We start from the raw sequence: 23,826 nt of genomic DNA, 5'->3' as shown, positions 1-23,826 counted from the left end.
AAATGCATACAAAAAACTCACTACCGGAGCTTACGCTTAGGGGTATAATACTAGGAAGTATTTTAACGATTGTTTTTACCGCCTCAAATGTATATTTGGGGCTCAAAGTTGGTCTTACTTTTTCTACTTCTATTCCTGCTGTTGTGATTGCAATGGCTGTTTTAAAAATCTTTAAAGACTCTAATATTTTAGAAAATAATATGGTTCAAACTCAAGTTTCAGCTGCAGGTACGCTTTCGGCTGTGATTTTTGTTATACCGGGTCTTTTTATGTGTGGATATTGGTTTGAATTTCCACTTTGGCTTACCTTTATGCTCTGTCTTTGCGGGGGTGGATTAGGCGTGCTTTTTACTATACCTTTACGTAGAGCTATGGTAGTAGAGAGTAAATTAGCTTATCCTGAAGGAAGAGCTGCTGCTGAAATTTTAAAAGTAGCTAATAAAGACCAAGCTGATAAAAAAGGAAAAGTAGGCTTAAAAGAAATCACACTTGGTGTAGTATTAGCTTCTATTATAAGCCTTTTTTCAAGTGGCTTTAAATTGCTTTCAAGTGGAAGTAGTTTTGCATTTATTTGGCAAAAAATGACTTTTGGATTTTCTATGGGCTATTCAGTGGCACTTTTGGGTGCTGGATACTTAGTAGGTATAGCCGGAGGTGTTGCATTGCTTGCGGGTATGGTGCTTGCTTGGATGGTTTTTGTGCCATATTTTTCTGCTAAAGAAAGTTTTGATGTAAGCTTAAGTGCACTTGATATAGCTAATCAAATTTGGGCTCAAAAAGTGCGCTTAATAGGCACAGGAGCTATTGCTATAGCAGCATTATGGACTTTAATAGAGCTTGCAAAGCCTGTATATGATGGCATGAAAAATATGCTTAAAAAAACTTCATTAAACCTCTCACAAGATCCTAAAGATATGGATTTATCTTTAAAAGCTATGCTAGGTTTATTTGTACTTATGTGTATAGGTTTGTTTATTTCATTTTATGCTTTTGTGGCTGATTCAAATTTAGCAAGTGGCTATCAAATTCTTTTTGCTTTAGTGGGAACTTTAGTAGCTATTTTTATAGGCTTTTTTGTAGCTTCTGCTTGTGGATATATGGCAGGTTTAGTGGGTTCATCATCTTCTCCTATTTCGGGTATAGGACTAATTGGGATTATGATTTCTTCTTTGATTATTTTACTTTTGGGTTATCAAGTAGATTTATTTAGTGATCCTTTGATGTCTAAATTTGCTATTGCTTTTGCTATATTTACTACTAGTGTTATTTTGGCAACCGCTGCTATTTCTAATGATAATTTACAAGATTTAAAAACTGGCTATTTAGTGGGTGCAACTCCTTGGAAACAGCAAGTTTCTTTGATTATAGGTTGTGTATTTGGAGCTTTGGCTATCGCTCCTGTTTTAAATTTATTATACCAAGCTTATGGTTTTGTGGGTGCAATGCCAAGAGAAGGAATGGATGAGGCAAATGCGCTTGCTGCACCACAAGCAAATTTGATGAGTACTATAGCTCAAGGTATTTTTAACGCTAATATCGATTGGAGTTATATTATAGCGGGTGCTTTTGTGGGTGTTGGTATAATTATCGTCGATCGTTTATTAAGAAAGAAAAATATGTCTTTACCACCTTTAGCTGTGGGTATAGGTATATATTTACCACCTGCTGTTAATATGCCTTTGTTTGTAGGTGGCTTACTAGCGTATTTAATCAAAAAGCGTTTAGAGCAAAGATATGCTAAAAATGCTCATAAAAAAGAACTCATTCAAGAGCATGAGCAAAAAGGAACCTTATTTGCCTCTGGTTTGATAGTGGGTGAGAGTATATTTGGAGTATTAATAGCTGGTTTAACTGTACTTTCTATTAGTAGAGGTGGGACTGAAGATCCGCTTGCTATTGCAACTTCATTTAAAGATGATGGGATTATAGGTTTTGTAGTTTTTGTAGCGATTATGCTAATTTTTGCAAGAAGAGTGCTTAAAAAATGAATTTAGATTATTATTATGCTTTGATTTTAGGAATCATTGAGGGTCTGACAGAATTTTTACCTGTTTCATCTACAGGACATATGATTTTAGGTGCTGAAATTTTGGGTTTAAATATAGATGATTTTTGGAGAAGTTTTTTTATCATTATTCAGCTTGGTTCTATACTAGCGGTGATTTTTATTTTCAAAGATAAACTAACTCAAAAACTTGATATTTGGTTAAAACTTGCTGTGGGCTTTTTGCCCGCAGGTGGAGTAGGTTTTATAGCATATAAGTTTTTAAAAGAAATATTTAATGGCTATACCGTGGCTACTATGTTAATCATTGGCGGGATTATTTTTATCATCATAGAACTTAAACATAGAAAAAAAGACTACACAATCCACTCTTTAGATGAGGTAAGTTATAAACAAGCTTTTTTGATAGGTTTAACCCAAGCTCTTGCTATCATACCAGGTACTTCAAGAAGTGGAGCAAGTATTATAGGCGGCTTATTGCTTGGGCTTGATCGCAAAGTTGCTTCTGAATTTTCGTTTTTGCTTGCTATACCAACTATGATTATAGCAACAGCTTATAGTATTTATAAAGAACCACAAGTTTTAAGCAATATGAATAATTTCATTCCTTTAGCCATAGGTTTTATAACAGCTTTTGTAGTGGCTTTTGTGGTAATTAAAATATTTTTAAAATTAATCAGCAAAATAAACTTTATACCTTTTGGAATTTATAGGATAATTTTAGGTTTTGTATTTTTATACCTTTTTATGAGTGGTGCTTTAGATATATCAAGAACGGGTGTTTGAAATATAAAAATATCCTTTATTTAAAAAAAGTTTAAGTTTTTCATAGCTAAAATTAGTCTTATATTTTAATTTAAGCTCACAAGGTTAGTGAGTGTTAAGGGTAGAAATGACAAAAGATATAATTGCATATGCAAATAATGAAACTTTGATAGATACTCAAAGTTTTAACAATGATACAAATTTAACTCCGATTTATTTTGATAACTCTAAAGAAAGTTTAGAAGTTATCCGCCACTCTTGTGCACATTTAATGGCTCAAGCGATTAAAAGTTTATATCCAGAGGCTAAATTTTTCGTAGGACCTGTGATAGAAGATGGGTTTTATTATGATTTTAGAGTTGATAGCAAGATTTCAGAAGAAGACTTAAGCAAAATCGAAAAGAAAATGAAAGAACTAGCAGAGGCAAAGCTAGACATCACAAAATATGAACTCTCAAAGACTGAGGTTAAAGAAAAATTTGCTAATGATGATTTAAAACAAGAAGTTTTACTAAGAATTCCTGATGGAAAAGTAAGTATTTATAAGCAAGGTGAATTTGAAGATTTATGCCGTGGGCCCCATGTGCCAAATACTAGGTATTTAAGATTTTTCAAGCTTACTCGTGTAGCGGGAGCGTATTTGGGTGGCGATGAAAAAAGAGAAATGCTCACAAGAATTTATGGTACTGCCTTTGCAGATAAAGAAAGTTTAAATGAATACTTAAAAATCATTGAAGAAGCTAAAAAAAGAGATCACAGAAAACTTGGTAATGAAATGAAGCTTTTTGCCTTTGATGATGAAATAGGCGGTGGGCTTCCTATATGGCTTAGCAATGGTGCAAAATTAAGAAGCAAATTAGAGCATTTGCTATATAAAGCACATAGATTAAGAGGCTATGAGCCTGTGCGTGGGCCTGAACTTTTAAAAGCTGATGCGTGGAAAATTAGTGGGCATTATGCAAACTATAAAGAAAATATGTATTTTACGCAAATTGATGAGCAAGAATACGGCATTAAGCCGATGAATTGTGTAGGACATATTAAAATTTATCAAAGTGATGTTAGAAGCTATCGTGATTTACCTTTGAAATTTTTTGAATATGGCGTGGTGCACCGCCATGAAAAAAGTGGAGTTTTACACGGGCTTTTTAGAGTAAGAGAATTTACCCAAGATGATGCACATATTTTTTGTATGCCAAGTCAGATAAAAGAGCAAGTTTTAGAAATTTTAAGCTTTGTTGATACTTTGATGAAGGCTTTTGAGTTTGATTATGAAATGGAAATTTCAACGCGCCCAGCAAAAGCAATAGGTGATGATGAAATTTGGGATATAGCTACAAAGGCTTTAAAAGAAGCTTTAGATGAGCAAGGTTTAAAATATGGCATTGATGAGGGCGGTGGAGCTTTCTATGGTCCAAAAATCGATATAAAAATCACTGATGCGCTAAAAAGAAAATGGCAGTGTGGAACTATACAAGTAGATTTTAACTTACCAAGCCGTTTTAAACTCGAATACACAGACGCAGATAATGAGAAAAAACAACCTGTAATGCTTCACCGTGCTATTTTGGGTTCTTTTGAAAGATTTATAGGAATTTTAGTAGAGCATTGTGCAGGGGAGTTGCCATTTTTCATAGCACCAACTCAAGTAGCTATAGTGCCTATTTCACAAAATCACCATGATTATGCAAAAGAAATAGCAAGAAAACTTTTAGAACTTGGCATTGATAGTGAAGTGTATAATAAAAATGAAAGCTTAAATAAAAAAATCCGCACCGCTGAAAAAGCACATGTGCCTATGATACTTGTTTTAGGTGATGAAGAAGTAGCAAACAAAAGTGTGGCTTTAAGAGATAGAAGAGCAAAAGAACAAAAAACAATGACTTTAGATGAATTTATAACCCTAACAAAGGAGAAATTAAGTGAGGTACGCTTTTGAGTAAAGAAAAAGAAGTATTGCTAAATGAAGAAATTCAGGCAGATGAGATCAGATGTATAGGTGATGATGGCAAGGTTTATGGCATTATTAGTAGTGATGAAGCGCTAGATATAGCAAATAGACTAGGGCTTGATTTGGTGATGATAGCCCCTGAAGCCAAACCACCTGTATGTAAGATAATGGATTATGGAAAATTCCGTTATCAACAAGAAAAGAAACAAAAAGAAGCAAAGAAAAAACAAAAAGTTATTGATATAAAAGAAATCAAACTTTCTGTGAAAATCGCTCAAAATGACATTAATTATAAAGTCAAACACGCAAGTGAGTTTTTAGAGCAAGGTAAGCATGTGAAATTTAGAGTGTTTTTAAAAGGTCGTGAGATGGGCTCTCCTGAAGCAGGGGTAGCTTTGCTTGAAAAAATTTGGCAAATGGTTGAAGATATAGCAGATAGAGACAAAGAGCCTTTACTCGAAGGACGCTATGTAAATATGCTAGTAACTCCTAAAAAGAAAAAATAATCACAAGCCTTTTTAAGGCTTGTATTTTAAACTTATGCTAGAAGAAAATCCACAATTTTTAAAAGAACAAATCATAACTTATCTTGGTAATAAAAGATCTTTGCTTGAGTTTTTAAATCAAGGCTTTAAATTCGCACAAAATGAGCTTAAAAAAGACAAATTTAGTTTTTGTGATGTATTTAGTGGCTCTGGGGTGGTTTCGCGTTTTGTGAGGCCTTATGCGAGTTTTATCATGGCAAATGATTTGGAAGATTATTCTAAAATCATCAATGAGTGTTATTTAAGCAATCAAAACGCAAAATTTTTACAAGAATTACAAAAATATTATGCTTTTTTAATTTCTGATTTAAAACTCAAAAAAGGCTTTATAAGTAAGCTTTATGCGCCAAATGATGATGAGTATATCCAAAAGAATGAAAGAGTTTTTTACACGCTTAAAAACGCTATGTATTTAGACTCTATGCGAGAAAAAATTTCAAGCTTGCCAAAAGAAATTCAAAAATATTTCATTGCACCACTTATTTATGAAGCAAGTGTGCATGCAAATACAAGTGGGGTTTTTAAAGGTTTTTATAAAGATAAAAATGGAGTGGGAAAATTTGGAGGAAATGGAGCAAATGCACTTAGTCGTATAAAGGGCGATATAGCTTTAAAAATGCCTATTTTTTCAAATTTTACTTGTAAATATGAGGTTTTTCAAAAAGATGCAAATATTTTAGCTAAAGAGCTTGATAGCTTTGATGTGGCGTATTTAGATCCACCTTATAATCAGCATCCTTATGGATCAAATTATTTTATGTTAAATTTAATCGCTAATTATAAAAAGCCAAAGGAAATTTCAAAGGTTTCTGGCATACCAAAAGACTGGAACCGCAGTGCTTTCAACAAAGAAAAAAAAGCCGAAGATGCTTTGTTTGATTTGATAAATGATTTAAAAGCTAAGATTGTATTGCTTTCTTATAATTGTGAGGGTTTTGTAAAAAAAGAAAATTTCACAAAAAGACTTCAAAGTCTTGGAAAATGCTTTGTGCTTGAGCAAAAGTATAATGCCTTTAGAGCTAGTAGAAACCTTTCTAAACGCTCTATGCATATACAAGAACAACTTTATGTGTTAAAAAAACACTAATCTTGCATGTATGTATTTAACTGCTCAAAAAGCTTTTCTTTTAAAGCAATAGGTTTGTTTATTTTAATATATGGTATCCAATATCTTATTAAATTTAAAAGCTCATCATCATAAGTATAAAATGCCTTGATATAAATAAAATTCTCATCCTCATCTATAAATTCGTATTTAGTAAGGGCATTTTTTCTTAAGAAATATTCTTTAGCTTTTTTATCAAGTTTTAAAATAGCTTCTTTGTTTTCTTTACTAATCCAATTACTTTGATCTTTTTGAATTTGTTTTAAAAACTCTTCTTTTGGGGTAAAAATTTCTTTTTTTTCCACTTTTAGTTGTGTGATTTTAGAAAAAGTAAAGGTTTTTAAAGTATCGTTTTCATCTGCTAAAAGATACCATATGTGATCAATATTGATGAGTTTGTATGGATTAGCTTTTCTGTGTTTTTCTTTGTAGTAAAAGCTAATGGGGTATTTTGCTATGATAGCTGCGCTTAGTTCTTCAAAAACTTCTCTATTAAGTGTTTCATAGCTTTGGGTTTTGACTAAAAAGGCTTTGTTGATTTTCTCATTAAGCAAGTCGTTTAAAAACTCTTTATCTAAACTAGGATAAAGCCTACCTATACCGCTTAAAATAGCAAAATTTTGTATATCTTTAAAGCTTAATTTTCCTAAAACATAGCCTTCTAAAAAGTATTTTCCATTTTCTTTTTTTATAGGGATAAAAGCAAGGCGCTCATGCAAGTCTCTTTGTATGGTGCGAATGCTGACATTAAATTCTTGTGCAAGCTCTTCTAAGCTAAAACGCTCACCATTGTTTAAACACTGCAGTATAGAAACTAAACGCGTAGAAAGCTTGTCTTTTTCCATATACAACCTTTTTTTGTTTATTTTAGCAAATCTTTGATGTTTTGTTTGATTGTTTTTGGATCATTTTCATAAGTAGCTAAAAGCTCTTGAATAAGCTTTAAAAGATCATCAAAATCATCAGGACTTTCTTTTTTAAATTTAAGCACTCTATCTAGGATGATAAAAGCAGCTTCGGTTTTGTCATTTTCTTTTTCATAAAGCTCTTTTAGTTCTAAAGCAAACTTAGTGTAAGTATAAGCTTGCTTTGGCTTTGAGATGATATCAAAGATGTTTGATTTATAGCTAAAAAGCAATGAAAAAAGTTGAGGTAGTTTGTTTAGCATGGTATGACTTCTTTTAAAATATTAAACTTGTAAATTTAAGTGCTAGTCTAAATATTTAGACTAGCAAAATTGTTATTTTTTTGAACTTTTGAAAATGTCAAATATTTCCTTGCTAAAATTTTTGAATTCTTGAAATTGCTCACTTTTTATAAAATCAATAAAATCTTTTGCTATTTCTACGCCTTTTACAGCATATTCTTTGAGCGTTTCTATAAAAGAATTTCCTATTTTTTCATTGTAGTTTTCAATGTTATCATTGTCTTGAAAATTTGTTTCATTTTGTGATTTATATTTTAAATAAACAAATCTTTTTTCTGTAGGTGTTTTATCAATGATATATGCTAACAATTTTTTAAGATTGTATGATTTTTGTTTTTTCTTTGTTTTATCGGTGTATCCTGCTGCATAGTATATTATGTCAACATTTATTTTAGTATCATCATGAATTCTTTTTTTAATGATTTCTACATCTTCGTTTAGTTTTTCTATTAGTTCTCTGCTAGGTTGATTTTTTTCATAATCAAAAGAATTTGGTATATCTGAAGCTTTATCACATTTATTAATAGCAATCAATATTCTTTTTTTGTCTTTTAATGTAGGCATAATGGTATCTTTAATTAGATTATAAAAAGTACCTAAATCTCTAAGATTTGCACCGTTTAAAGTGATTAAAACAAGATCAATTTCTTCATCGCCCTTTTTTTTCAATAATTCTTCGATTTGATTTTTATATATTTTATCGTTTTCTTCACTATCTCCAAAACCAGGCGAATCATAGATTGTTAAATTGTCTAGTTTAAAATCTTTAACTTCTTTAGTTTCTGGCTTAGCTGTTGTTCCGATTTCTATATCAAGTTCTTTTCCCTCATATTCAAATAGTGCTTTTATAGTAGAGCTTTTACCAGCACCAGTGGGACCAGCTATTAAAATGTTTAATTTTTGATCAAATAGCTCATTAATACTATATTTTTTACCATCTTGTATTTTTTCTTTTAGCTGTTTTTTTTCTCTTTGCTTTTTTTCTAATTCTTGTTTTTCTAAAAGATAATGTTGTCTTAGATGTATTATATGAAATACAGCTGGTATTGTAACTCTAAAGGCTGTTCCGGCTATGTCATTGAGTGTCCAAAGACCAGTTATAGTCATGCCAATAGGACCTAAAAAACTAGCTCCAGCTCTTTGAGTGACAGCACCTGCAGTAAATTTAAGTATAGATTGATTAATTGCTTTTATTAGCATTTGCGAAATACCAAACATTAAAACTAAACTCGAGTTCACTTCTGTATATTTTAAAATAACATCTTTAGAGTAATTAGTGACATCTTTTAAGTCCAAAGATTGTGAAAGCTCTTTTAATTCTTCTGGAGATAGTTTTTCAATGGATTTTTTGAAAGTATCTTTTAAAATTTTTTCTTCTATTTCTAAGATTGTATCATCTTTATTAAAATTTATTTTTAATTTTTCAGCAACATCTTGCAGAATTTCTTTATATAAAATACCACTATCTCGGAATTTATTAGCAATAGTATTACCGCCAAATTTTTGCAATTCTTCCATTATGGCTTCTATGTATTTTTCATGTTGTGGATAATGCTTTTTATAAAGTTCATTTTTGGTTAATTCCTCTGTATATCTTGGTTTACCATCATCATCATGGGTAAGAGTTTTTACCAAATCGTTTAAAACTTCATCATTTAATTCTCTTAAAAATTCCAAATCTTTGTCATATTTATATGCCATCTTTTTCCTTTCAATTTTGAATTTATTTTTTATTGTATCTAAATTTGCTTAAGTTTTATTGCTTTTAATGATCCTTACAAGCACCATTATACCTGCTAAAATTAGCGCATAAGACACCGCTACATTTATAATTCCGTATTTTTCTATTAAAAATAAACTTGGTAATATAACGCACCACACTACAAATATAAATAAAGCCCAAAAAGCTCCGCAGGCAATAGCCCATATAGTAGTAGCTATCATGACTATAATGCCAATTACAACCGCCATAAATAACTCCTTTTGTTTTGATTTACAAAAGGAATTATATTTTAGCCTTGTGACAGGTTGTGTCGTAAGCTAAGACATTATCTTTTAAAAGCATTTAATATAGTGCCAAATGTTATTTCTAAGGCATTAGCGTTTTTTCTTTGGAGAGGTTCTTTACACTTTGGACAAGAAAAAATTTCACCACTAAAAGACATAACATCAGATTTTGGAACTATCACTTTAGAATACCCGCATTTTTTACATACTTTTTTAAACGGCATAGGGCGTATCATTCAATTTCCTTTTTTTGTTTTGTGAGCTGTTAAAAATTATCCATTTTTTGATCTTTTATTTCACTCGGATTTGCGTTTTCAAAAATCTTTTTTATGTTGGCACATGTTTGTTCGTATTTTTCTTTAAGCTCGAGATTATTTTCTATGGCTTGTCCAAGCATTTCACATGCTATGTCTTTTGGATCATCAGTCCAGTATGCATTTTCTTCTTTGGTTTTGTCATACCATTTTTTTAATCCATATCCAGTTGCAGCTAAAGCAACTCCACCTAAAATAAAACCTAATTTTCCCATAAATAATTCCTTTTGTTTTGGTTTACAAAAGGAATTATATTTTAGCTTTACGACAGGTTGTGTCGTTTTTAAATTAAGCAGTTGGTAACTCTTGATTTAATTCTCCAATGCGATTTTTTATATCTAGTAACTTAGTATTAAGTTCTTTTATGTTTAATTCTTCAGATAGTTTATTGTGAATAATTGGATTATAAATATCATCAAGCTGTTCAGTTATTGCTTTTGTAAAATTATCTTTAATGCGAAGAATTATATTTTTTATTTCATTGATAATATGCATTTGTTTTGCTTTATTTTTTTCATTTTGAGATTCTGTTTCATTGTCTGAAAAAACAGTTGATAGTATAGTATTTAAAACTGCAACACATTTTAGAGCTAATTTTGCATAAGGATGTGGAATCGCTATAAGTGCAAGCTCTAATCCACTCAACCATTTTTTTGCATCATTTTTTAAGAAATCTGTTATACTAGCATATTCATCAGAGTTAGAGGTATTAAATTTAATTTCATCACATTTACTTAATTTATCAAAAGTATAGTTGATATTTTCAATATTTTTTTTGAGATTTTCAACTTTTTCTTTCATGGTATTTTCTAATTTTTGTTTTATTTCATCTATACTTTGTTTTATCACATCTTCAAGCAAAGCTACATTGCCTTCACTTTTATCATATAGCTCATTTTCCAATTTAGAGCATTTTTCATTGACAATGCCTAGTAATTCATGTTTTGCTACTTCTTTTTCACGTTGAGTGTTGCTGATGAAATTTTCTATAATTTCTATAGATTTATCGTCTAACTTTTTATCTATAGATATATTAACATCATCTATAAAATCATTAATATTTTTATTGCATAATTGTATTATTTCTTTTTCGCCACTGCTATAGAATAAATCTTTGATTTTGTTTTCAAGTTCATAAAATCCACTATTTTCATATAAAAGATTTTTATTTTCAGATTTACCTTTAAAAGCACTTAATGCATTAACTGAATAAACGGATATTTTTTCTTTAGCATCTTCTTTATCAAAGCCAAATTTTTCAAGATTTAAGTAAATTACTTCGCGTTGCTTAATATCATCCTCATCACTTACATTTTGTTTTTTATTTAAGATAATAATAGCTGATTTTTTATCATCTATGATTTTTTTTATTTTTTCATATAAAAAAGTTTGTTCTACATTTTCATTGCTCATTACAAACAAAATCAATTCGCATTGCTTATAATAATCATCTGCTATTTTTTGATCTTCTTCAGGTGCATTTACTCCTGGAGTATCAAAAATTTCAAAATCATTGTATTTGTAAGATTGTACTTGTTTTGTTTCTGGAGCATCACCTGTTTTTGCTACTTCTTTACCTACTAGAGCATTTATTAAGGTACTTTTTCCAGAGTTATATACTCCATAAACCATCATTTTTGGTTTAAAATTTTCTATTTTATCTTGTAAGGTATTTTTAAGATGAGTTATTTTTTCTTGATCGCAAATTTGATGATCAACCAGCTCTGATTCTATATTTTGCAAAATAGCAATTTTGCTTTTGTATTGTTCTGTTATATTTTTCATTTATTCTCCTTTGAGTTTTAATAAGTTGTTTTCTAGGGTTAATAAGTTTCTTTCTAGATTATGTACTATTTTTTCGCAAGGGTTTAAAACATCATTGTAGAATGTTTTAATACTCTCATCTACTACTTCCTCATAGTGTTTTTTTAGCAATTGGATATTTTTTTCTATCAATTCAGACCTATTGTCACCTGCTTTGATTTTTTTATTTGTTGTTTCTTCTTTGTAGAAAACACCAAAAGAACAGATATTTAGAACTTTTTCAAAAAATCCTCTTGGTATGGTATATTTGTATGTTCTGTATTTTGCTTCTATTTTTGAATCCAAAGCAGGAGCTATGATGTCAAATCGCATAACAAAATCATTTACAAGTTTATTGATTTCAGAGCATATTTGGTTATTTACTTTTTCTGCTATAGTTTTTGCTGTGTTTTTAAATTTCATCTCTGTGTTAATTTCGTCGAGTTCATTTACTATAGTAGTTAGCTCTTTATATAATAATAAAGAAATTTCCCTATTCAAATTAGATTGTATAATTTGTCCTTCTCTCTTTTTTTCTTCGATTAAATTATTTAAAGCTTGATAATCTTCTTTGGCACTTGATTTTTCTAAAATATAATCAATCAAAAAATTCAATCTTTTTTGTGGTACTTCTTCTTTTAGTTTTTGAGCTTTTTTTGTAAGCACTAAAGACATGGAATTGTAAAATTTTTCTATATTGCTATTTTTAAATAATTCTGTATTGTTTGTTTTAATTCCTTCTTGTGCTGTAAAAACTGAAATTGACATAATTTTTTCATTTTGTTCTAAATTTGGGATTTTTTCTTTGGTTGTATTTAAAACATATTCTTCTTGTTCTTTTCTGTCTTCTTCTTTTTTATTTTCTAATACAGTAACTATTTTTCCATCCACTTCATCTTGTGTTGTTTTGTCTGATTTTGTGATGATTAATCTTAAAGCAGAGCCTTTACCAGAATTTACTAATTCTTTGATTTGTTCTATTTCATCATTTTGTAAAGGCGCATCAGAACTAGTTGGAAAGATGATATAATCAGCAGCTTCGATATATTGTTTTGCTAAATTTCCATTTTCTTCTGTTGTAGATAACAATCCTGGAGTATCTACCCATGCTATACCACCATTTTCATCTTTTCCGCCTAGTTTGAATAATTGTATAGAGCTAGTGCATTCTGTAATATCTGTTTTAAATTCTTGAATTTCTTCTAGTTTTTCACTTTCTTTTTCTTTTCCTGTTTTATCATAGACTTTAAAATAAGATTTTTGATTTTCTAAGCAATTGCTAGCTACAAAATTTCCTAAAGTGCTTTTACCAGCCTTTACTTTTCCGTAAATGATAACAATGAAATTATTTTCTAACTCATCTCTAAATTTATCTTCATTAGATAGTTTTAAAATTTCATTTTCCCAGTTAGATATAGTTAGGTGTATTGAATCTAACTTTTGCTTTAAAAATTCACCAATTTCTTGATTTTTAGCTTCTAGTTGATCTATATTGATTTTTACACAATTTTCTTTAAAATCTTTTACACAATTTTCTACTTGCTCTCTTTTTTTAAGTAAATTAGTTCCTATTATGCTTAATTCTTCTAAGTCATGATAGAATTGATTTAGTTGTTCTTTCATGAAATTTCCTCTAGTTTTGTTTTTAGCTGGCTTTGAATTTCTTCTAATTGTTTAATGTTATTTTCAAGTGAATGTATTTGCTTATCAAGATCATCTAGTTTTTGACTTTTTGCAAACACAATAAAGGGTTTTGTAGAATTTTTACAAGCATCTGTATAACTAGAAGTTACTAGCTCTATTTTTTCGGATTTAAAATTTTCTTTGTATGCATTAAGCAGATTGTTATATTGTATTTCAGAATCAGATTGTTTTCTTTCTTCAAAACTATAACTATCATTATCTTTTTCGGTAATACTATCATATATTTTTTTACCAACAAAAGCAGATGTTACTACAGCTCCTATCCAAAATAATGGTAACATTATATCTCCTTATTGAAAAATTTTGCTAAATCTTCATTAGCTTCTTTTATATCTTTATCAATCTTTGTTTTAAGTTGTTTTCTTTTTGTAGTTTTTTCTTTTAGCTCTTTATTTTTTTGAGAAATTAATTCATTTATTTTTGAAAAAATTTCATGATTTAGTAGTTTATTTTTTCTATTTCCATCTGCTTTTAAATTAGATTTTAAATCATTAAGCGTTTGATTTAATAATTCTATATTGCTATTTTCTATAAGAAGTTTTTTGTTTTCATTATAACCTTTAATATAGCTTTCAGATGAAATAGGGATTATTTTCATTTTATCAATTGTTTTTTGATCGATAAAATTTAATAATTGATTTTTCACGCTTTCTTTTACTTGTTTAATTTTATCTCTATCTACGCCATCAGATTTTGACAAAATAATGACTAAATTTTTAACAAAATTATCATCATTATTTTCAACTAATTTTTTCAAATACTCAAATTCTTGTTTGTGTAATTCCCCCGTTAAAACACTATGTACAAAAAGATATATGTCAGATTGCAAAAATCCTTTAGAAGCATTCGCATCATCATCTTCATCAACATTTAGCCCAGGTGTATCGGTAAAAATCACATCTTCATATTCTAAAGATTTAATTTCTTTTGTTTTAACTATATCAGCCACTGAAAAATTATTTTTATCAAAAGAATTTGTTAAAGCATTAAGCAATGAACTTTTACCACTATTGTATAAACCTATGACGCAAATAGTTGGTTTTTTACTAATAGTTTCTAATATGGTTAAGAAACTTTCATATTCATTTCTTATATCAAATTTATTTAATATGTCATCACTTGACATTTTTCTCCTTTTATAAAATTAAAATTATACATTCCCCCCCCCCATTGTCAAGATATTTAACTTTGTTAACAAAATTATATTTTAGCTTTACGACAGGTTGTGTCACATAAGAGTTAAATTTCAAAATATAAAAGATATGTTGATAATATTTTATTAGTTTATTGGTGTAGCAAACAAGTATTGTGATGTTACAATACTTGCTTATCATCTAGTCTTTGCTTTTGTATTAAAATTCCTTTTAAAATGCTAAAAGTATCCATGCCTAAGATGAGATTTCTTAACTTTTTGGTTTGTTCTAAAGATGAGGCTTTTTCATGCACAGCTGTGTTTCTTATGTCTTGCAAGGTATTCATGTGCTTGCAAAGCTCATAAATGATAAAATTTTTACATTTTATTTCAAGTAAGTCTTGAATTTGTTTATTGATAAGTAAAAATTTCATCGTGCCTATATTTGGTTTATGTTTAAAAAAATCATTTAATATATAAGCATTTTGTTGTACGCTATAGCTTATATTTTTTATGCTTTCATCTTTTTGGCAAAGTTGCAAAAATACTTTTTTGCAAAAATCATAAATTTCATATTCTAAGGTTTTAGAGTATTTAACAATGATAGAAGTAAAATCATACAAAGGGTCTTGCTTATTTTCATCAAATTCCATTTCAGCGTATATTATATTGCTAATGCTATCAGGATGTAAAAGGTGAAAAAGCTCATTTCCAAAGATGTATTTTTTATAAATATCTTGAATTTTTAGATACTCTTGACTTTTATAAACGTTTAAATAATATTTTGTTTCATCTAAAAAATAATCAATCTCATTTTTTTGCTTGATGATTAAAGGATATATATAAGAATTTCCATAAATAGCATAAGAGTTGTTTTTATAATTTGGCGTGGTAAAATTTGATAGATAATGATTTTTAACAGTTGTAAAATCTTCACGAACTAATTCTCTTAAATCCTCTATGATGAAATATTGCTCGATGTTAAAATTCTTTTCTTTATAATAACTTGGCAATAAACTCTCATCATCTAAACTTTTACTTACCTTTGTGACCTTTGCTACAAATAAATTCGCATAATCACTTAAAAAAAGTTGCAAAGGACTATCTTTACTAGTGCTAGTATAAATTTCATCTAAGTCTTTTTCAAAAGAATTGTTTTGATCGTTGATTTTTGATTTTACTTTGGCAAAAGCAACTTTGCCTTTATCAAGCAGAATTTGTAAATGTTCTTTGACGACATTATCTTGATAGTAAGGATTATAAAGGATTAAAAGATTGTTCATGGTTTTCCTTGAAAATGTTTGATTTTGGTATTTTACTTAATTTTAAAGAAAAATTCTTAAGAAATGAATTTAATTTTTCTAAAGCATAGTTGTAGTAAAATGATAGCTTTCTTTTATGAAAAAATTGATCCAAAGGATACACATGCCAAAAATGAAAAGCGTTAAAAGTGCTGTTAAACGCTTCAAAGTAGGTAAAAATAAAATCAAAAGAGGCGCTGCTTATAGAAGCCACATTTTGACTAAAAAACCTGCTAAAAGAATGCGTGATCTTCGCACTTCTAAGTATGTTCACTCAACCAATGTTAAAGCGGTTGAAAAAATGTTAGGAATTTAAGCTCGCTTAAATTTAGTTTTTGACGAAAGTCATTCAAACTCCCCTTATTTTAAAGGGCAAGATTCGTTTAACGAACGCCAATTTGTGAAAGGATAAATATGGCAAGAGTAAAAACAGGTGTTGTAAGACGCCGCAGACATAAAAAAGTTTTAAAACTTGCGCGTGGTTTTTATAGTGGTCGCCGCAAACACTTTAGAAAAGCTAAAGAACAATTAGAAAGAAGTTTGGTTTATGCGTATCGTGATAGACGCCGCAAAAAACGTGATTTCCGTCGTCTTTGGATAGTGCGTATCAATGCAGCTTGTAGACTAAATGATATTAGTTATTCAAGATTTATAAATGGTCTTAAAAAAGCAGGCATTGAGCTTGATAGAAAAATTTTAGCTGATTTAGCGATGAATGATGCAGCTGCTTTTGCTAAAATAGCAGATGCTGCTAAAAAAGCACTTTAATCTTACTACAAGGCTTTTTATAAGCCTTGTTTTTCTCTTTACTCTCTTTTTAAATCCTCTTTTTGCCAAAGATATTTTACTTTTTAAAGTTTATGATGAAAAAGCATTTAAAGATATAAATTTAAGCCATTATCTCATGAGCGAAAAACTTGATGGCGTAAGAGGTCTTTGGAGTGGTAAGTCTATGCAAACAAGAGCAGGAAATGCTATAAAACTCCCTTCGTTTTTCACAAAAAACTTTCCTAAATTTGAGTTAGATGGAGAACTTTGGGTAAAAAGAGCTTCTTTTGAAGAAATTTCATCTTTAATACGCCAAGAAAATCCCGATGAAAAACTTTGGCAAAAAGTAAGTTATAATGTCTTTGATGTGTCAAATGCTTGTGAGGAATTTAAGCTTGATCCTTGCACCTTAGAAGCAAGATTAGAAGTTTTAAAAAAGTATTTGACTAAAAATCCAAATGATTTTATAAAAATCATCCCACAAATTTGCATTAAAGATAAAAATCATTTAAAGCAATTTTACCAAGATATCATTTCGCATAAAGGCGAGGGTATAATCATAAGATTAAACAACACACCTTATGAAAAGAAAAGATCAAGCAATGCTTTTAAACTAAAACCTTTTGATGATACAGAATGTGTTGTAAAAAAGCATTTTGAAGGTAAGGGAAAATTTGAAGGTAAAATGGGATCTTTACTTTGTGAAGCAGTGATTGAGGGTAAAAAAGTAAGTTTTAAAATAGGTTCAGGTTTTAAAGAAAGCGATCGCTTAAACCCTCCGCCAGTTGGTGCTATCATCACTTTTAAATACAATGGCTTAACCAAAAATGGCAAGCCAAAATTTGCTAGTTTTTTAAGAGTGCATGAAAATAGTATTTTAAGGTAAAAGTAAATTTTAACTTTTCTTTAAAAAGGCGCTAAAACAAAGATAAAGCACAAAAATCACACAAGCACTTGCTATAATACAAGCTCCACTTGCAAGATTATAATAAAAACTTACAAAAAGCCCTATCACACAAAAACTTATGCTCAAAAGCGTAGAGATGATCATCATTTGACCAAGCTTTTTAGAAAAACTCTCAGCGATAAATGCAGGTATGCTAAGCAAAGCTATCACAAGTATAAGCCCTACTACTTTGATACTTATAACGATACAAAAAGCCATCATTGCGATTAAAAGATAGTGAAAAAGATTAGTTTTAACCCCTCTTAAGCTTGCAAATTCTTTATCAAAGCTTAGAATTTCAAATTGACGATAAAAAAGCAATACTAAAATGATAAAAATTACATCAATCACTGCAAATAAAACTATATCTTGCGTAGGTACAGACAAAATACTACCAAATAAATATCCCATTAAATCACCATTATAACCAGGAGTTAAGTCTATGAGTATGATACCAACAGCCATTCCAAAAGCCCATATAACACCGACTATATTGTCACTTCTAAAAGGATATTTTTGCACTAAAAATGCTACAAGCAAGGCTAAAAAAAGAGTAAATAAGCTCGTGCTAACTAATACTGGCAAACCAAAATAAAATGCTATACCTATGCCCCCAAAAGCCCCATGCGTAATACCTCCTGCCATAGAACTTAAGCGGTTGATCATGATCAAAGTCCCCATAATCCCACAAGCAATGCTAGTTAAAAATGCAGCCAAAAAAGCATTTTGTATAAAAGAGCTAGATAAAAGTTCAAGCATGATTTTCTCCTTTGCAACAACACTGCTCCAAGCTAAGCTCCACATCACAAAAATGCGTGTGATTTTGGCTTAAATGCGCTAGTAAATGTGCCTTTTTTTCAGGGGTGTTTTCATGTAAGAATAACTCTTTGTTTAAATATGCGATTTTATTTGCATAAGCTAAGCTTACATTTAAATCATGGCATATTACTATCACACCAACCCCGCTTTCGTGTAATTTTTTCAAAAGCTCAAAAATCTGCACTGAGCCTTTAGTATCTATACTTGCAGTAGGCTCATCAAGGATCAAAAGCTTGCATTCGCTTGCTAGAGCTCTTGCTATATAAACTCTTTGTCTTTGACCTCCGCTTAATTCGTTGATTTTTTTATCCCAAAAATTTCTCATACCTACTTTTTCTAAGGCTAGTAAGGCTTGCTCTTGATCTTTTTTGGTATAAAAACCAAAGAATTTTTTATCCACTCTTCCCATCATCACTACTTCTAGTACGCATACTGGAAAGTTTGGATTAGCTAAAGTATTTTGTGGGACATAACCTATATCTTTTAAACTCAAGTTTTCAAAGTTTATATTTTTATGACTATTTAGCAAGCCTAGTATGAGTTTTAAAAGTGTAGATTTACCTCCACCATTTGGTCCTACTATGGCTAAAAAGTCTTTGCTTTCATAGTTTAGGTTGATATTTTTTAAAACCTCATCTTGATTATATGAAAAGTTTAAATTTTTAATATTGATTTTTATCATTGTAAAACACTTGCTATGTTTTTTGCATCTTTTAAAAGCTCATTTTTATAATCACTTGGCAAATGATCAAGTTCTATGATTTTAAGATCATAATTACTCGCCATAGCTTTAATAGTATTGTTATTAGCTCCTTTGGGTACAAAAATAGCTTTGATTTGCTCTTTTTGTATGAGTTTTGCAAGCTTGGCTAAGTCTTTTGGCTTAGGTTCTTTGCCTTCTATTTCTATAGGAATTTGGCTTAGATGATATCTTTTTGCAAAATACCCCCAAGATGGATGATAAACTAAAAAATGCTTGTTTTTTGCATTTTTAAATAAAGCTTGTATTTGTAAATTTAATGCATCCATTTCTTTTAAGAAATTTTCTAAATTTTGCTCATAAAATGCTTTATTTTGTGGGTATTGTTCTATAAGCGCTAGGGTGATATTTTTAGCATGAGTTTTTGCTAAAAGTGGATCAAGCCATGTGTGAGGATCATCTCCATGGTGATGGTGTCCTTCATGTGCATGCTCTTGCAAAGGTATAAAATCAATGCCATTTTGAGTAGAGATGATTTTGGTATTTTTGAGATTATCTTTAAGTTTTAAAATCCAAATTTTTTCAAATTCCAAATTTGCCGTGAAGTAAATATCGCTTTTTTCAAGTTTTAAAATACCACTTGGTTTAAATTCGAAAGTATGCTCATTTGCATTAGGCGGTATGACTATATTAATATCTAAAGTGTCTTTAGCAATTTGCTTTACAAAGTAAGCTTGTGGGGCTATACTAACACTTACCAAATCTTTAGCATATATACTTAAAAATGAAATCAAACACAAAAACAATACACGCATAATTTTCCTTTCTAAAAACAAAAAAATATTATACTATATTAGAAAAAATAAGGAGTGAAGATGAATTTATGGAATAAAAAAGCAAAAAGCTATGCAAGGTATAATCCTGATTTAAACGAAATTCAAAAAGCTACTTTTGCAAAACTTGGATCCTTGCAAGGCAAAAGTGTGGTAGATATAGGTTGTGGGAGTGGTGTTTGGACTTTGCATTTAGCACAAAAAGCAAAAAGTGTTTTGGGTGTAGACAGCTCTAGCGCTATGCTTGAAATTTTGCAAGAAGATGCAAAAACTCATGCTATAACAAATGTAAAAACACTAAATTTAGACTTTGAAAACTTTTATAAAAACAATAACACAAAATTTGACTTAGCCTTTTTGAGTATGTCCCCTGCTTTACAAAATGAAAAAGACTATAAAGCTTTTTTAAGCTTAGCTTCTAAAAAGGTATATTTAGGCTGGGCGAGTAGGCGCAAAAGTAGCTTTTTAGATCCTATATTTGAGCATTTTAATACGCATTTTAAAGGTTTTTATGAAGAGGATTTGCAAGGTTTTTTAAATGCGCAAAATATCTCTTATGAGTATGAAATTTTTAACGAAACTAGAGTAGTAAAAAGAGACAAAGAAAGTGCGATAGAAAATGCTTTGTGGCATTTGAGTATGAATGGTGTTAATGCAAACAAACAAGAGTTAGAAAGCTTTATAAAAGATGAGGTAGAAGAGATTATAGAAGCTAAGATAAAACTTTTGATTATTGATTAAATTTCAAGGCTAAATAACCTTGAAATTTAAAGTTTTTCCTGCCATAAATGGCACTACATCGCCGTATTTTTGCGCTACTTGCCATTCTTGTTTTTCTAAAGTGATGATTTTATCTTTTTCAAATTTAAGATTATGGATTTTACAAGCATTATCTGAAATAAATTTTTGTAAATTTGCTTCATTTGAATGTTTTTCAAAAAGTTCAGCCAACACAGGTAAAATCACCGGTGCGCTAAATACTCCAGCTGCACACCCACAACATTCTTTAGTGTGTAATGGATGAGGTGCGCTATCACTTCCAAACATAGTCTTTTCATAACCACTAAAAGCAAGCTCACATAAAGCATCTTTGTCTTCATAGCGTTTTGCAATAGGTTTGCAAAATAAATGCGGATCCATCTTACCACCCACTACATCATCAAGGGTTATCATTAAATGATGTAAAGTGATAGTTGCATATAAATTTTCATAATCTTTTAATAAATCACACAAAACCTTAGTGGTAATATGTTCCATTATGATTTTTAATTTTGGGAAGTTTTTAGCTAATTTTTCATAGATTTTAGCAAAATTTGCCTCTCTATCCATTACAAAATCATTTGTTTCTCCATGTACAAGTAAAGGCAGGCCAAGCTCACTCATAGCATTTAGTGTAGGTTTTAACTTTTCTACATCAAAGCTTGAAATTCCATTATCTGAGTTGGTAGTGATACCTGCAGGATAAAGCTTGATAGCAAAAAGCTCATTTTTAGCTTTTTCTAAAAATTTTTCATCATAGTCTTTAAAAAATAAAGTCATCAAAGGCGTAAAATCTTCATTTTTACATGCTTTTAAAATGCGTTCTTTATAAGTTTTTAATGCGTTTGTTTCGGTAAGCGGGGTAATTAAATTTGGCATGATAACCCCTGCTTTAAAGTCTTTTGCGCTAAATGGGGCTACAAGTTCAAGCATACTTTCATCACGTAAATGTAAATGCATATCCAAAGGGTTTTTAAGTGTCATTTTATCTCCTATTTGAGTTTATATAAGCCGTTTTTGAGTTTTTCAAGTAAAGCTTTTTCTTCTAAAAATTTAAAAGTAGAAATGATGGTAGGTTTGCTGATATTTAACCTTTTAGAAAGTTCTTCTATATTTGCAAAGACAAAGCCATCTTCATTAGCATGAAGGGCTAAAAATTCTAAAATTTCAAAGCGTTTTTTACCAAAGATTTTCGCACATAGTGTTTTTACTTTATCATCCATTCTCTAACCAAATCAAAAAGAATAAAACTCCAAGTAATTATAGCTAAAACCACGCTAAAAAATACCCCAGCACTCGCACAATCTTTTGCTTTTTTAGCTAAGATGTGAAATTCACTGGTGTAAAGATCCACACAAGCTTCTATGGCAGAATTTAGCGCTTCTACGATCAAAATTAGCACCAAAACAAATACAAGCACAAAATGCTCTAAAAAACTCACAGGTAAAAATAAGCTTGCAAAAATCAAAGGTAAAATAATGGCAAATTCTATCCTAAAAGCCATTTCATCTTGGAGTAAAAATTTAATTCCACTAAAGGCATAGCTTGCATTTTTAAATAAAGAATACTTTGGCTTCATTAAGGATTTTCCTTTAAATTTTTGCTAAATATATCATAATTTGCCTCATATTCTTTGCTATTTACACCAAAATACCCGAGCAAACTTGAAAAAAGATTATCTTGAGAAAGTTTATAGTCTTTTTTGCTTTGTAAATCTCGGCTTAATTTACTATCTTTACTCCAAAATATCATCGGTATGTGTTTTTGTTCTTTTGGTGCTATTAAATAAGGCATACCATGAAGATAAATTCCATTTTCACCCAAGCTTTCTCCATGATCTGATAAATAAAGCAAAGAAGCTTCTTTGGTAGGATTTTGCTTAAGCATATCTATAAGGCTTTTTATAATAAAGTCTGTATAAAGTAAAGTATTATCATAGGTGTTTATGATTTGTTCGTGTGAGCAGGTGTTAAGCTCGTTTGTATCACATGTTGGCATAAATTTTTTAAATGCATTTGGATAGCGTTTATAGTAAGTTGGTCCATGTGAGCCTTGTAAATGCACAACGATAATTTTGTTTGAATTTATATTTTCAAGTTCTTGTTTTACAAGCTCAAGTAAGCTCTCATCATAATCTTTTAGAATTAGTTTGTGTTTTATACGATCACAATTTCCTTTGCAGCCTCCTGAGTTATTACCAAACCAAATACTTTGTACTCCAACCTTTTGTAAGATATCTAAAACATTTTCTTCATATAGCCCATCTTCAAAATTTACTCTTTTGTGTCTTGAAAACATACAAGGCAAACTTCTTGCAGTAGCAGTGCCACAAGAGCTTATATCACTAAAATACACTAAATTTGGCTCATTTTTGGTATAAAAATTCGTATCATTGATTTTGTAAGTGCCTAAAGAATAATTACTCGCTCTAGCAGTTTCACCTATGACCAAAATCATAAGTTTAATTGTATTAGTATCTTTTAAACTTGCATCATTTGAAATGATAGTTAGTTCTTTTTTACCTGCTAGCTTTTTCTTTGTAAATTCTATGCTTGAGTATATTGGGTAAAAAGGTAGATTATACATTCTAACGATATTGTGTGATCTTAAAAAAGGCAAAAGTGTTTTTGAGCTAAGAGCTACTAAAGCAAAGCAAAACACTAAAGAGCCTAAAAGCAATACGCTTTTTTTGAAAAAATATTTTTGATAATCAATCTTAGTAAAAATCACAAGTAAACTAGGAAAAACCACAAAGGCTAAAATATACAAAGCAAAGGAAAAATTAAAATAAGAAAAAAATTCCCTATTATCTGTTTCAACAACATTTTGTATCATATGATCATCGATTAAAACCCCATAATTACTAACAAAATAACTACAAATAGCACAAGTGCTAAGTAAAAAAATGCTTAAAATTTTGGCGATGTAGGGAAAATACACCAAAGACAAAACACTTAAAACTAAGAAAAAATAAATTCCAAAAAATACACTAAAGAGCATAGTGTTTTGATCTATCTTTTCATATACAAACTCAAACAATGGAAAGTTAAATACCATGATAAAAACCGCATTAAGCAGGGTAAATTTTGTCCATGAAAGTTTTAGGTGCATTTTTTTCCTTTAGAATAAAATAAAAACTTAGTCTATTTGAATAAAATTAAT

27 protein-coding genes are annotated in these 23,826 nt (G+C 29.8%); 9 read left to right on the top strand and 18 right to left on the bottom strand.

Annotation, left to right across the window (positions count from 1 at the left end):
• Positions 1 to 2 precede the first annotated feature (2 nt).
• From CAMP5053_RS01815 to CAMP5053_RS01795, 5 genes are all read left to right on the top strand, one after another.
• Positions 3 to 1,988, top strand: coding sequence for an OPT family oligopeptide transporter (locus CAMP5053_RS01815; protein WP_337217161.1), 1,986 nt, complete (start codon positions 3 to 5; stop codon positions 1,986 to 1,988).
• Positions 1,985 to 2,791: an undecaprenyl-diphosphate phosphatase gene (locus tag CAMP5053_RS01810; protein WP_047207836.1), complete on the top strand. Its 807-nt coding sequence runs from the start codon at positions 1,985 to 1,987 to the stop codon at positions 2,789 to 2,791. Before CAMP5053_RS01815 ends, CAMP5053_RS01810 begins: the two co-directional genes overlap by 4 nt.
• 106 nt (positions 2,792 to 2,897) lie before the next feature.
• Positions 2,898 to 4,709: a threonine--tRNA ligase gene (thrS, locus tag CAMP5053_RS01805; RefSeq protein WP_087699081.1), complete on the top strand. Its 1,812-nt coding sequence runs from the start codon at positions 2,898 to 2,900 to the stop codon at positions 4,707 to 4,709.
• Positions 4,706 to 5,227, top strand: a complete 522-nt coding sequence (infC, locus tag CAMP5053_RS01800) for a translation initiation factor IF-3 (protein WP_039617082.1) — start codon at positions 4,706 to 4,708, stop codon at positions 5,225 to 5,227. Before thrS ends, infC begins: the two co-directional genes overlap by 4 nt.
• Before the next feature lie 34 nt (positions 5,228 to 5,261).
• The gene (locus tag CAMP5053_RS01795; RefSeq protein WP_337217160.1) at positions 5,262 to 6,353 is read left to right on the top strand and encodes a DNA adenine methylase; all 1,092 of its coding nucleotides are present in this window, start codon (positions 5,262 to 5,264) and stop codon (positions 6,351 to 6,353) included.
• Here the strand turns inward: CAMP5053_RS01795 and CAMP5053_RS01790 are convergent.
• The 11 genes from CAMP5053_RS01790 to CAMP5053_RS01740 form a co-directional block, all read right to left on the bottom strand.
• A complete protein-coding gene (locus CAMP5053_RS01790) occupies positions 6,350 to 7,216 on the bottom strand; it encodes a helix-turn-helix transcriptional regulator (protein ID WP_257933258.1) in 867 nt (288 codons plus the stop codon). The genes CAMP5053_RS01795 and CAMP5053_RS01790 overlap by 4 nt on opposite strands.
• A 17-nt stretch (positions 7,217 to 7,233) precedes the next feature.
• Positions 7,234 to 7,539 (bottom strand): hypothetical protein, encoded by a 306-nt coding sequence (locus CAMP5053_RS01785; protein WP_261545097.1) that lies wholly within the window; start codon positions 7,537 to 7,539, stop codon positions 7,234 to 7,236.
• Positions 7,540 to 7,611: 72 nt separating this feature from the next.
• Positions 7,612 to 9,279 carry a DUF3944 domain-containing protein gene (locus tag CAMP5053_RS01780; protein WP_337217159.1) on the bottom strand — a complete coding sequence of 556 codons (1,668 nt, stop codon included), beginning with the start codon at positions 9,277 to 9,279 and terminating at the stop codon, positions 7,612 to 7,614.
• A gap of 48 nt (positions 9,280 to 9,327) precedes the next feature.
• A complete protein-coding gene (locus CAMP5053_RS01775; protein WP_214125633.1) occupies positions 9,328 to 9,549 on the bottom strand; it encodes a hypothetical protein in 222 nt (73 codons plus the stop codon).
• A 77-nt stretch (positions 9,550 to 9,626) separates the two neighbouring features.
• Positions 9,627 to 9,821: a hypothetical protein gene (locus tag CAMP5053_RS01770; protein ID WP_261545096.1), complete on the bottom strand. Its 195-nt coding sequence runs from the start codon at positions 9,819 to 9,821 to the stop codon at positions 9,627 to 9,629.
• Between the two features lie 29 nt (positions 9,822 to 9,850).
• Positions 9,851 to 10,114: a hypothetical protein gene (locus tag CAMP5053_RS01765; protein WP_214125630.1), complete on the bottom strand. Its 264-nt coding sequence runs from the start codon at positions 10,112 to 10,114 to the stop codon at positions 9,851 to 9,853.
• 73 nt (positions 10,115 to 10,187) lie between these two features.
• Entirely contained in the window at positions 10,188 to 11,684 is a 1,497-nt protein-coding gene (locus tag CAMP5053_RS01760) for a GTPase (protein ID WP_261545095.1), read from the bottom strand.
• Entirely contained in the window at positions 11,685 to 13,325 is a 1,641-nt protein-coding gene (locus CAMP5053_RS01755) for a dynamin family protein (protein WP_214125626.1), read from the bottom strand.
• Positions 13,322 to 13,687 (bottom strand): hypothetical protein, encoded by a 366-nt coding sequence (locus CAMP5053_RS01750; RefSeq protein ID WP_214125624.1) that lies wholly within the window; start codon positions 13,685 to 13,687, stop codon positions 13,322 to 13,324. Before CAMP5053_RS01750 ends, CAMP5053_RS01755 begins: the two co-directional genes overlap by 4 nt.
• Positions 13,687 to 14,532 carry a GTPase gene (locus CAMP5053_RS01745; RefSeq protein ID WP_214125622.1) on the bottom strand — a complete coding sequence of 282 codons (846 nt, stop codon included), beginning with the start codon at positions 14,530 to 14,532 and terminating at the stop codon, positions 13,687 to 13,689. The genes CAMP5053_RS01750 and CAMP5053_RS01745 overlap by 1 nt, the downstream gene beginning before the upstream one ends.
• Before the next feature lie 188 nt (positions 14,533 to 14,720).
• Complete coding sequence (locus tag CAMP5053_RS01740) at positions 14,721 to 15,821, bottom strand: HP0729 family protein (protein ID WP_261545094.1); 1,101 nt, start codon at positions 15,819 to 15,821, stop codon at positions 14,721 to 14,723.
• Between the two features lie 142 nt (positions 15,822 to 15,963).
• Between CAMP5053_RS01740 and rpmI the strand changes: the two genes are divergently transcribed.
• From rpmI to CAMP5053_RS01725, 3 genes are all read left to right on the top strand, one after another.
• Positions 15,964 to 16,155 (top strand): 50S ribosomal protein L35, encoded by a 192-nt coding sequence (rpmI, locus tag CAMP5053_RS01735; protein ID WP_039617094.1) that lies wholly within the window; start codon positions 15,964 to 15,966, stop codon positions 16,153 to 16,155.
• Positions 16,156 to 16,253: 98 nt separating this feature from the next.
• Complete coding sequence (gene rplT, locus CAMP5053_RS01730) at positions 16,254 to 16,607, top strand: 50S ribosomal protein L20 (protein WP_039617097.1); 354 nt, start codon at positions 16,254 to 16,256, stop codon at positions 16,605 to 16,607.
• Positions 16,585 to 17,493 (top strand): DNA ligase, encoded by a 909-nt coding sequence (locus tag CAMP5053_RS01725; protein WP_337217158.1) that lies wholly within the window; start codon positions 16,585 to 16,587, stop codon positions 17,491 to 17,493. Before rplT ends, CAMP5053_RS01725 begins: the two co-directional genes overlap by 23 nt.
• Positions 17,494 to 17,502: 9 nt before the next feature.
• Here CAMP5053_RS01725 and CAMP5053_RS01720 read toward each other — a convergent pair whose 3' ends face one another.
• The 3 genes from CAMP5053_RS01720 to CAMP5053_RS01710 are packed head-to-tail and all read right to left on the bottom strand — an operon-like array spanning position 17,503 to position 19,887.
• A complete protein-coding gene (locus tag CAMP5053_RS01720) occupies positions 17,503 to 18,312 on the bottom strand; it encodes a metal ABC transporter permease (RefSeq protein WP_337217157.1) in 810 nt (269 codons plus the stop codon).
• The gene (locus CAMP5053_RS01715; RefSeq protein ID WP_337217156.1) at positions 18,305 to 19,054 is read right to left on the bottom strand and encodes a metal ABC transporter ATP-binding protein; all 750 of its coding nucleotides are present in this window, start codon (positions 19,052 to 19,054) and stop codon (positions 18,305 to 18,307) included. Before CAMP5053_RS01715 ends, CAMP5053_RS01720 begins: the two co-directional genes overlap by 8 nt.
• Positions 19,051 to 19,887, bottom strand: a complete 837-nt coding sequence (locus tag CAMP5053_RS01710) for a metal ABC transporter solute-binding protein, Zn/Mn family (RefSeq protein ID WP_337217155.1) — start codon at positions 19,885 to 19,887, stop codon at positions 19,051 to 19,053. The genes CAMP5053_RS01715 and CAMP5053_RS01710 overlap by 4 nt, the downstream gene beginning before the upstream one ends.
• Positions 19,888 to 19,947: 60 nt before the next feature.
• On the opposite strand from CAMP5053_RS01710, the gene CAMP5053_RS01705 reads away from it, so the two are divergent.
• On the top strand, positions 19,948 to 20,646 hold the full coding sequence (locus CAMP5053_RS01705) for a class I SAM-dependent methyltransferase (RefSeq protein ID WP_337217154.1): 699 nt from the start codon (positions 19,948 to 19,950) through the stop codon (positions 20,644 to 20,646).
• 9 nt (positions 20,647 to 20,655) lie between these two features.
• On the opposite strand, the gene pyrC is transcribed toward CAMP5053_RS01705, so the two are convergent.
• The 4 genes from pyrC to CAMP5053_RS01685 are packed head-to-tail and all read right to left on the bottom strand — an operon-like array spanning position 20,656 to position 23,775.
• Entirely contained in the window at positions 20,656 to 21,648 is a 993-nt protein-coding gene (gene pyrC, locus CAMP5053_RS01700; protein WP_337217153.1) for a dihydroorotase, read from the bottom strand.
• Positions 21,649 to 21,656: 8 nt separating this feature from the next.
• Entirely contained in the window at positions 21,657 to 21,887 is a 231-nt protein-coding gene (locus tag CAMP5053_RS01695; protein ID WP_087699067.1) for a helix-turn-helix domain-containing protein, read from the bottom strand.
• Positions 21,872 to 22,243: a diacylglycerol kinase gene (locus tag CAMP5053_RS01690; RefSeq protein ID WP_337217152.1), complete on the bottom strand. Its 372-nt coding sequence runs from the start codon at positions 22,241 to 22,243 to the stop codon at positions 21,872 to 21,874. Before CAMP5053_RS01690 ends, CAMP5053_RS01695 begins: the two co-directional genes overlap by 16 nt.
• Entirely contained in the window at positions 22,243 to 23,775 is a 1,533-nt protein-coding gene (locus CAMP5053_RS01685; RefSeq protein WP_337217151.1) for a phosphoethanolamine transferase, read from the bottom strand. Before CAMP5053_RS01685 ends, CAMP5053_RS01690 begins: the two co-directional genes overlap by 1 nt.
• Positions 23,776 to 23,826 lie beyond the last annotated feature (51 nt).

Source organism: Campylobacter sp. S4:11 (assembly GCF_024723695.1).
GTDB lineage: Bacteria > Campylobacterota > Campylobacteria > Campylobacterales > Campylobacteraceae > Campylobacter_D > Campylobacter_D jejuni_C.
The sequence above is the reverse complement of the archived record's forward strand: the minus strand, read 5'-3'. Positions and strand labels throughout refer to the sequence as shown.

Excerpts from the sequence above, each read along its gene's own strand:
- CAMP5053_RS01775 (WP_214125633.1), bottom strand. The coding sequence starts at position 9,549 with ATGGCGGTTGTAATTGGCATTATAGTCATGATAGCTACTACTATATGG.
- CAMP5053_RS01755 (WP_214125626.1), bottom strand. The coding sequence starts at position 13,325 with ATGAAAGAACAACTAAATCAATTCTATCATGACTTAGAAGAATTAAGC.
- CAMP5053_RS01690 (WP_337217152.1), bottom strand. The coding sequence starts at position 22,243 with ATGAAGCCAAAGTATTCTTTATTTAAAAATGCAAGCTATGCCTTTAGT.
- rpmI (WP_039617094.1), top strand. The coding sequence starts at position 15,964 with ATGCCAAAAATGAAAAGCGTTAAAAGTGCTGTTAAACGCTTCAAAGTA.
- CAMP5053_RS01710 (WP_337217155.1), bottom strand. The coding sequence starts at position 19,887 with ATGCGTGTATTGTTTTTGTGTTTGATTTCATTTTTAAGTATATATGCT.
- CAMP5053_RS01695 (WP_087699067.1), bottom strand. The coding sequence starts at position 21,887 with ATGGATGATAAAGTAAAAACACTATGTGCGAAAATCTTTGGTAAAAAA.
- CAMP5053_RS01760 (WP_261545095.1), bottom strand. The coding sequence starts at position 11,684 with ATGAAAAATATAACAGAACAATACAAAAGCAAAATTGCTATTTTGCAA.
- CAMP5053_RS01790 (WP_257933258.1), bottom strand. The coding sequence starts at position 7,216 with ATGGAAAAAGACAAGCTTTCTACGCGTTTAGTTTCTATACTGCAGTGT.
- CAMP5053_RS01795 (WP_337217160.1), top strand. The coding sequence starts at position 5,262 with ATGCTAGAAGAAAATCCACAATTTTTAAAAGAACAAATCATAACTTAT.
- CAMP5053_RS01715 (WP_337217156.1), bottom strand. The coding sequence starts at position 19,054 with ATGATAAAAATCAATATTAAAAATTTAAACTTTTCATATAATCAAGAT.
- CAMP5053_RS01815 (WP_337217161.1), top strand. The coding sequence starts at position 3 with ATGCATACAAAAAACTCACTACCGGAGCTTACGCTTAGGGGTATAATA.
- CAMP5053_RS01765 (WP_214125630.1), bottom strand. The coding sequence starts at position 10,114 with ATGGGAAAATTAGGTTTTATTTTAGGTGGAGTTGCTTTAGCTGCAACT.
- CAMP5053_RS01740 (WP_261545094.1), bottom strand. The coding sequence starts at position 15,821 with ATGAACAATCTTTTAATCCTTTATAATCCTTACTATCAAGATAATGTC.
- thrS (WP_087699081.1), top strand. The coding sequence starts at position 2,898 with ATGACAAAAGATATAATTGCATATGCAAATAATGAAACTTTGATAGAT.
- pyrC (WP_337217153.1), bottom strand. The coding sequence starts at position 21,648 with ATGACACTTAAAAACCCTTTGGATATGCATTTACATTTACGTGATGAA.
- CAMP5053_RS01745 (WP_214125622.1), bottom strand. The coding sequence starts at position 14,532 with ATGTCAAGTGATGACATATTAAATAAATTTGATATAAGAAATGAATAT.
- CAMP5053_RS01725 (WP_337217158.1), top strand. The coding sequence starts at position 16,585 with ATGCTGCTAAAAAAGCACTTTAATCTTACTACAAGGCTTTTTATAAGC.
- CAMP5053_RS01810 (WP_047207836.1), top strand. The coding sequence starts at position 1,985 with ATGAATTTAGATTATTATTATGCTTTGATTTTAGGAATCATTGAGGGT.
- CAMP5053_RS01705 (WP_337217154.1), top strand. The coding sequence starts at position 19,948 with ATGAATTTATGGAATAAAAAAGCAAAAAGCTATGCAAGGTATAATCCT.
- rplT (WP_039617097.1), top strand. The coding sequence starts at position 16,254 with ATGGCAAGAGTAAAAACAGGTGTTGTAAGACGCCGCAGACATAAAAAA.
- CAMP5053_RS01685 (WP_337217151.1), bottom strand. The coding sequence starts at position 23,775 with ATGCACCTAAAACTTTCATGGACAAAATTTACCCTGCTTAATGCGGTT.
- CAMP5053_RS01780 (WP_337217159.1), bottom strand. The coding sequence starts at position 9,279 with ATGGCATATAAATATGACAAAGATTTGGAATTTTTAAGAGAATTAAAT.
- CAMP5053_RS01720 (WP_337217157.1), bottom strand. The coding sequence starts at position 18,312 with ATGCTTGAACTTTTATCTAGCTCTTTTATACAAAATGCTTTTTTGGCT.
- CAMP5053_RS01785 (WP_261545097.1), bottom strand. The coding sequence starts at position 7,539 with ATGCTAAACAAACTACCTCAACTTTTTTCATTGCTTTTTAGCTATAAA.
- CAMP5053_RS01750 (WP_214125624.1), bottom strand. The coding sequence starts at position 13,687 with ATGTTACCATTATTTTGGATAGGAGCTGTAGTAACATCTGCTTTTGTT.
- CAMP5053_RS01770 (WP_261545096.1), bottom strand. The coding sequence starts at position 9,821 with ATGATACGCCCTATGCCGTTTAAAAAAGTATGTAAAAAATGCGGGTAT.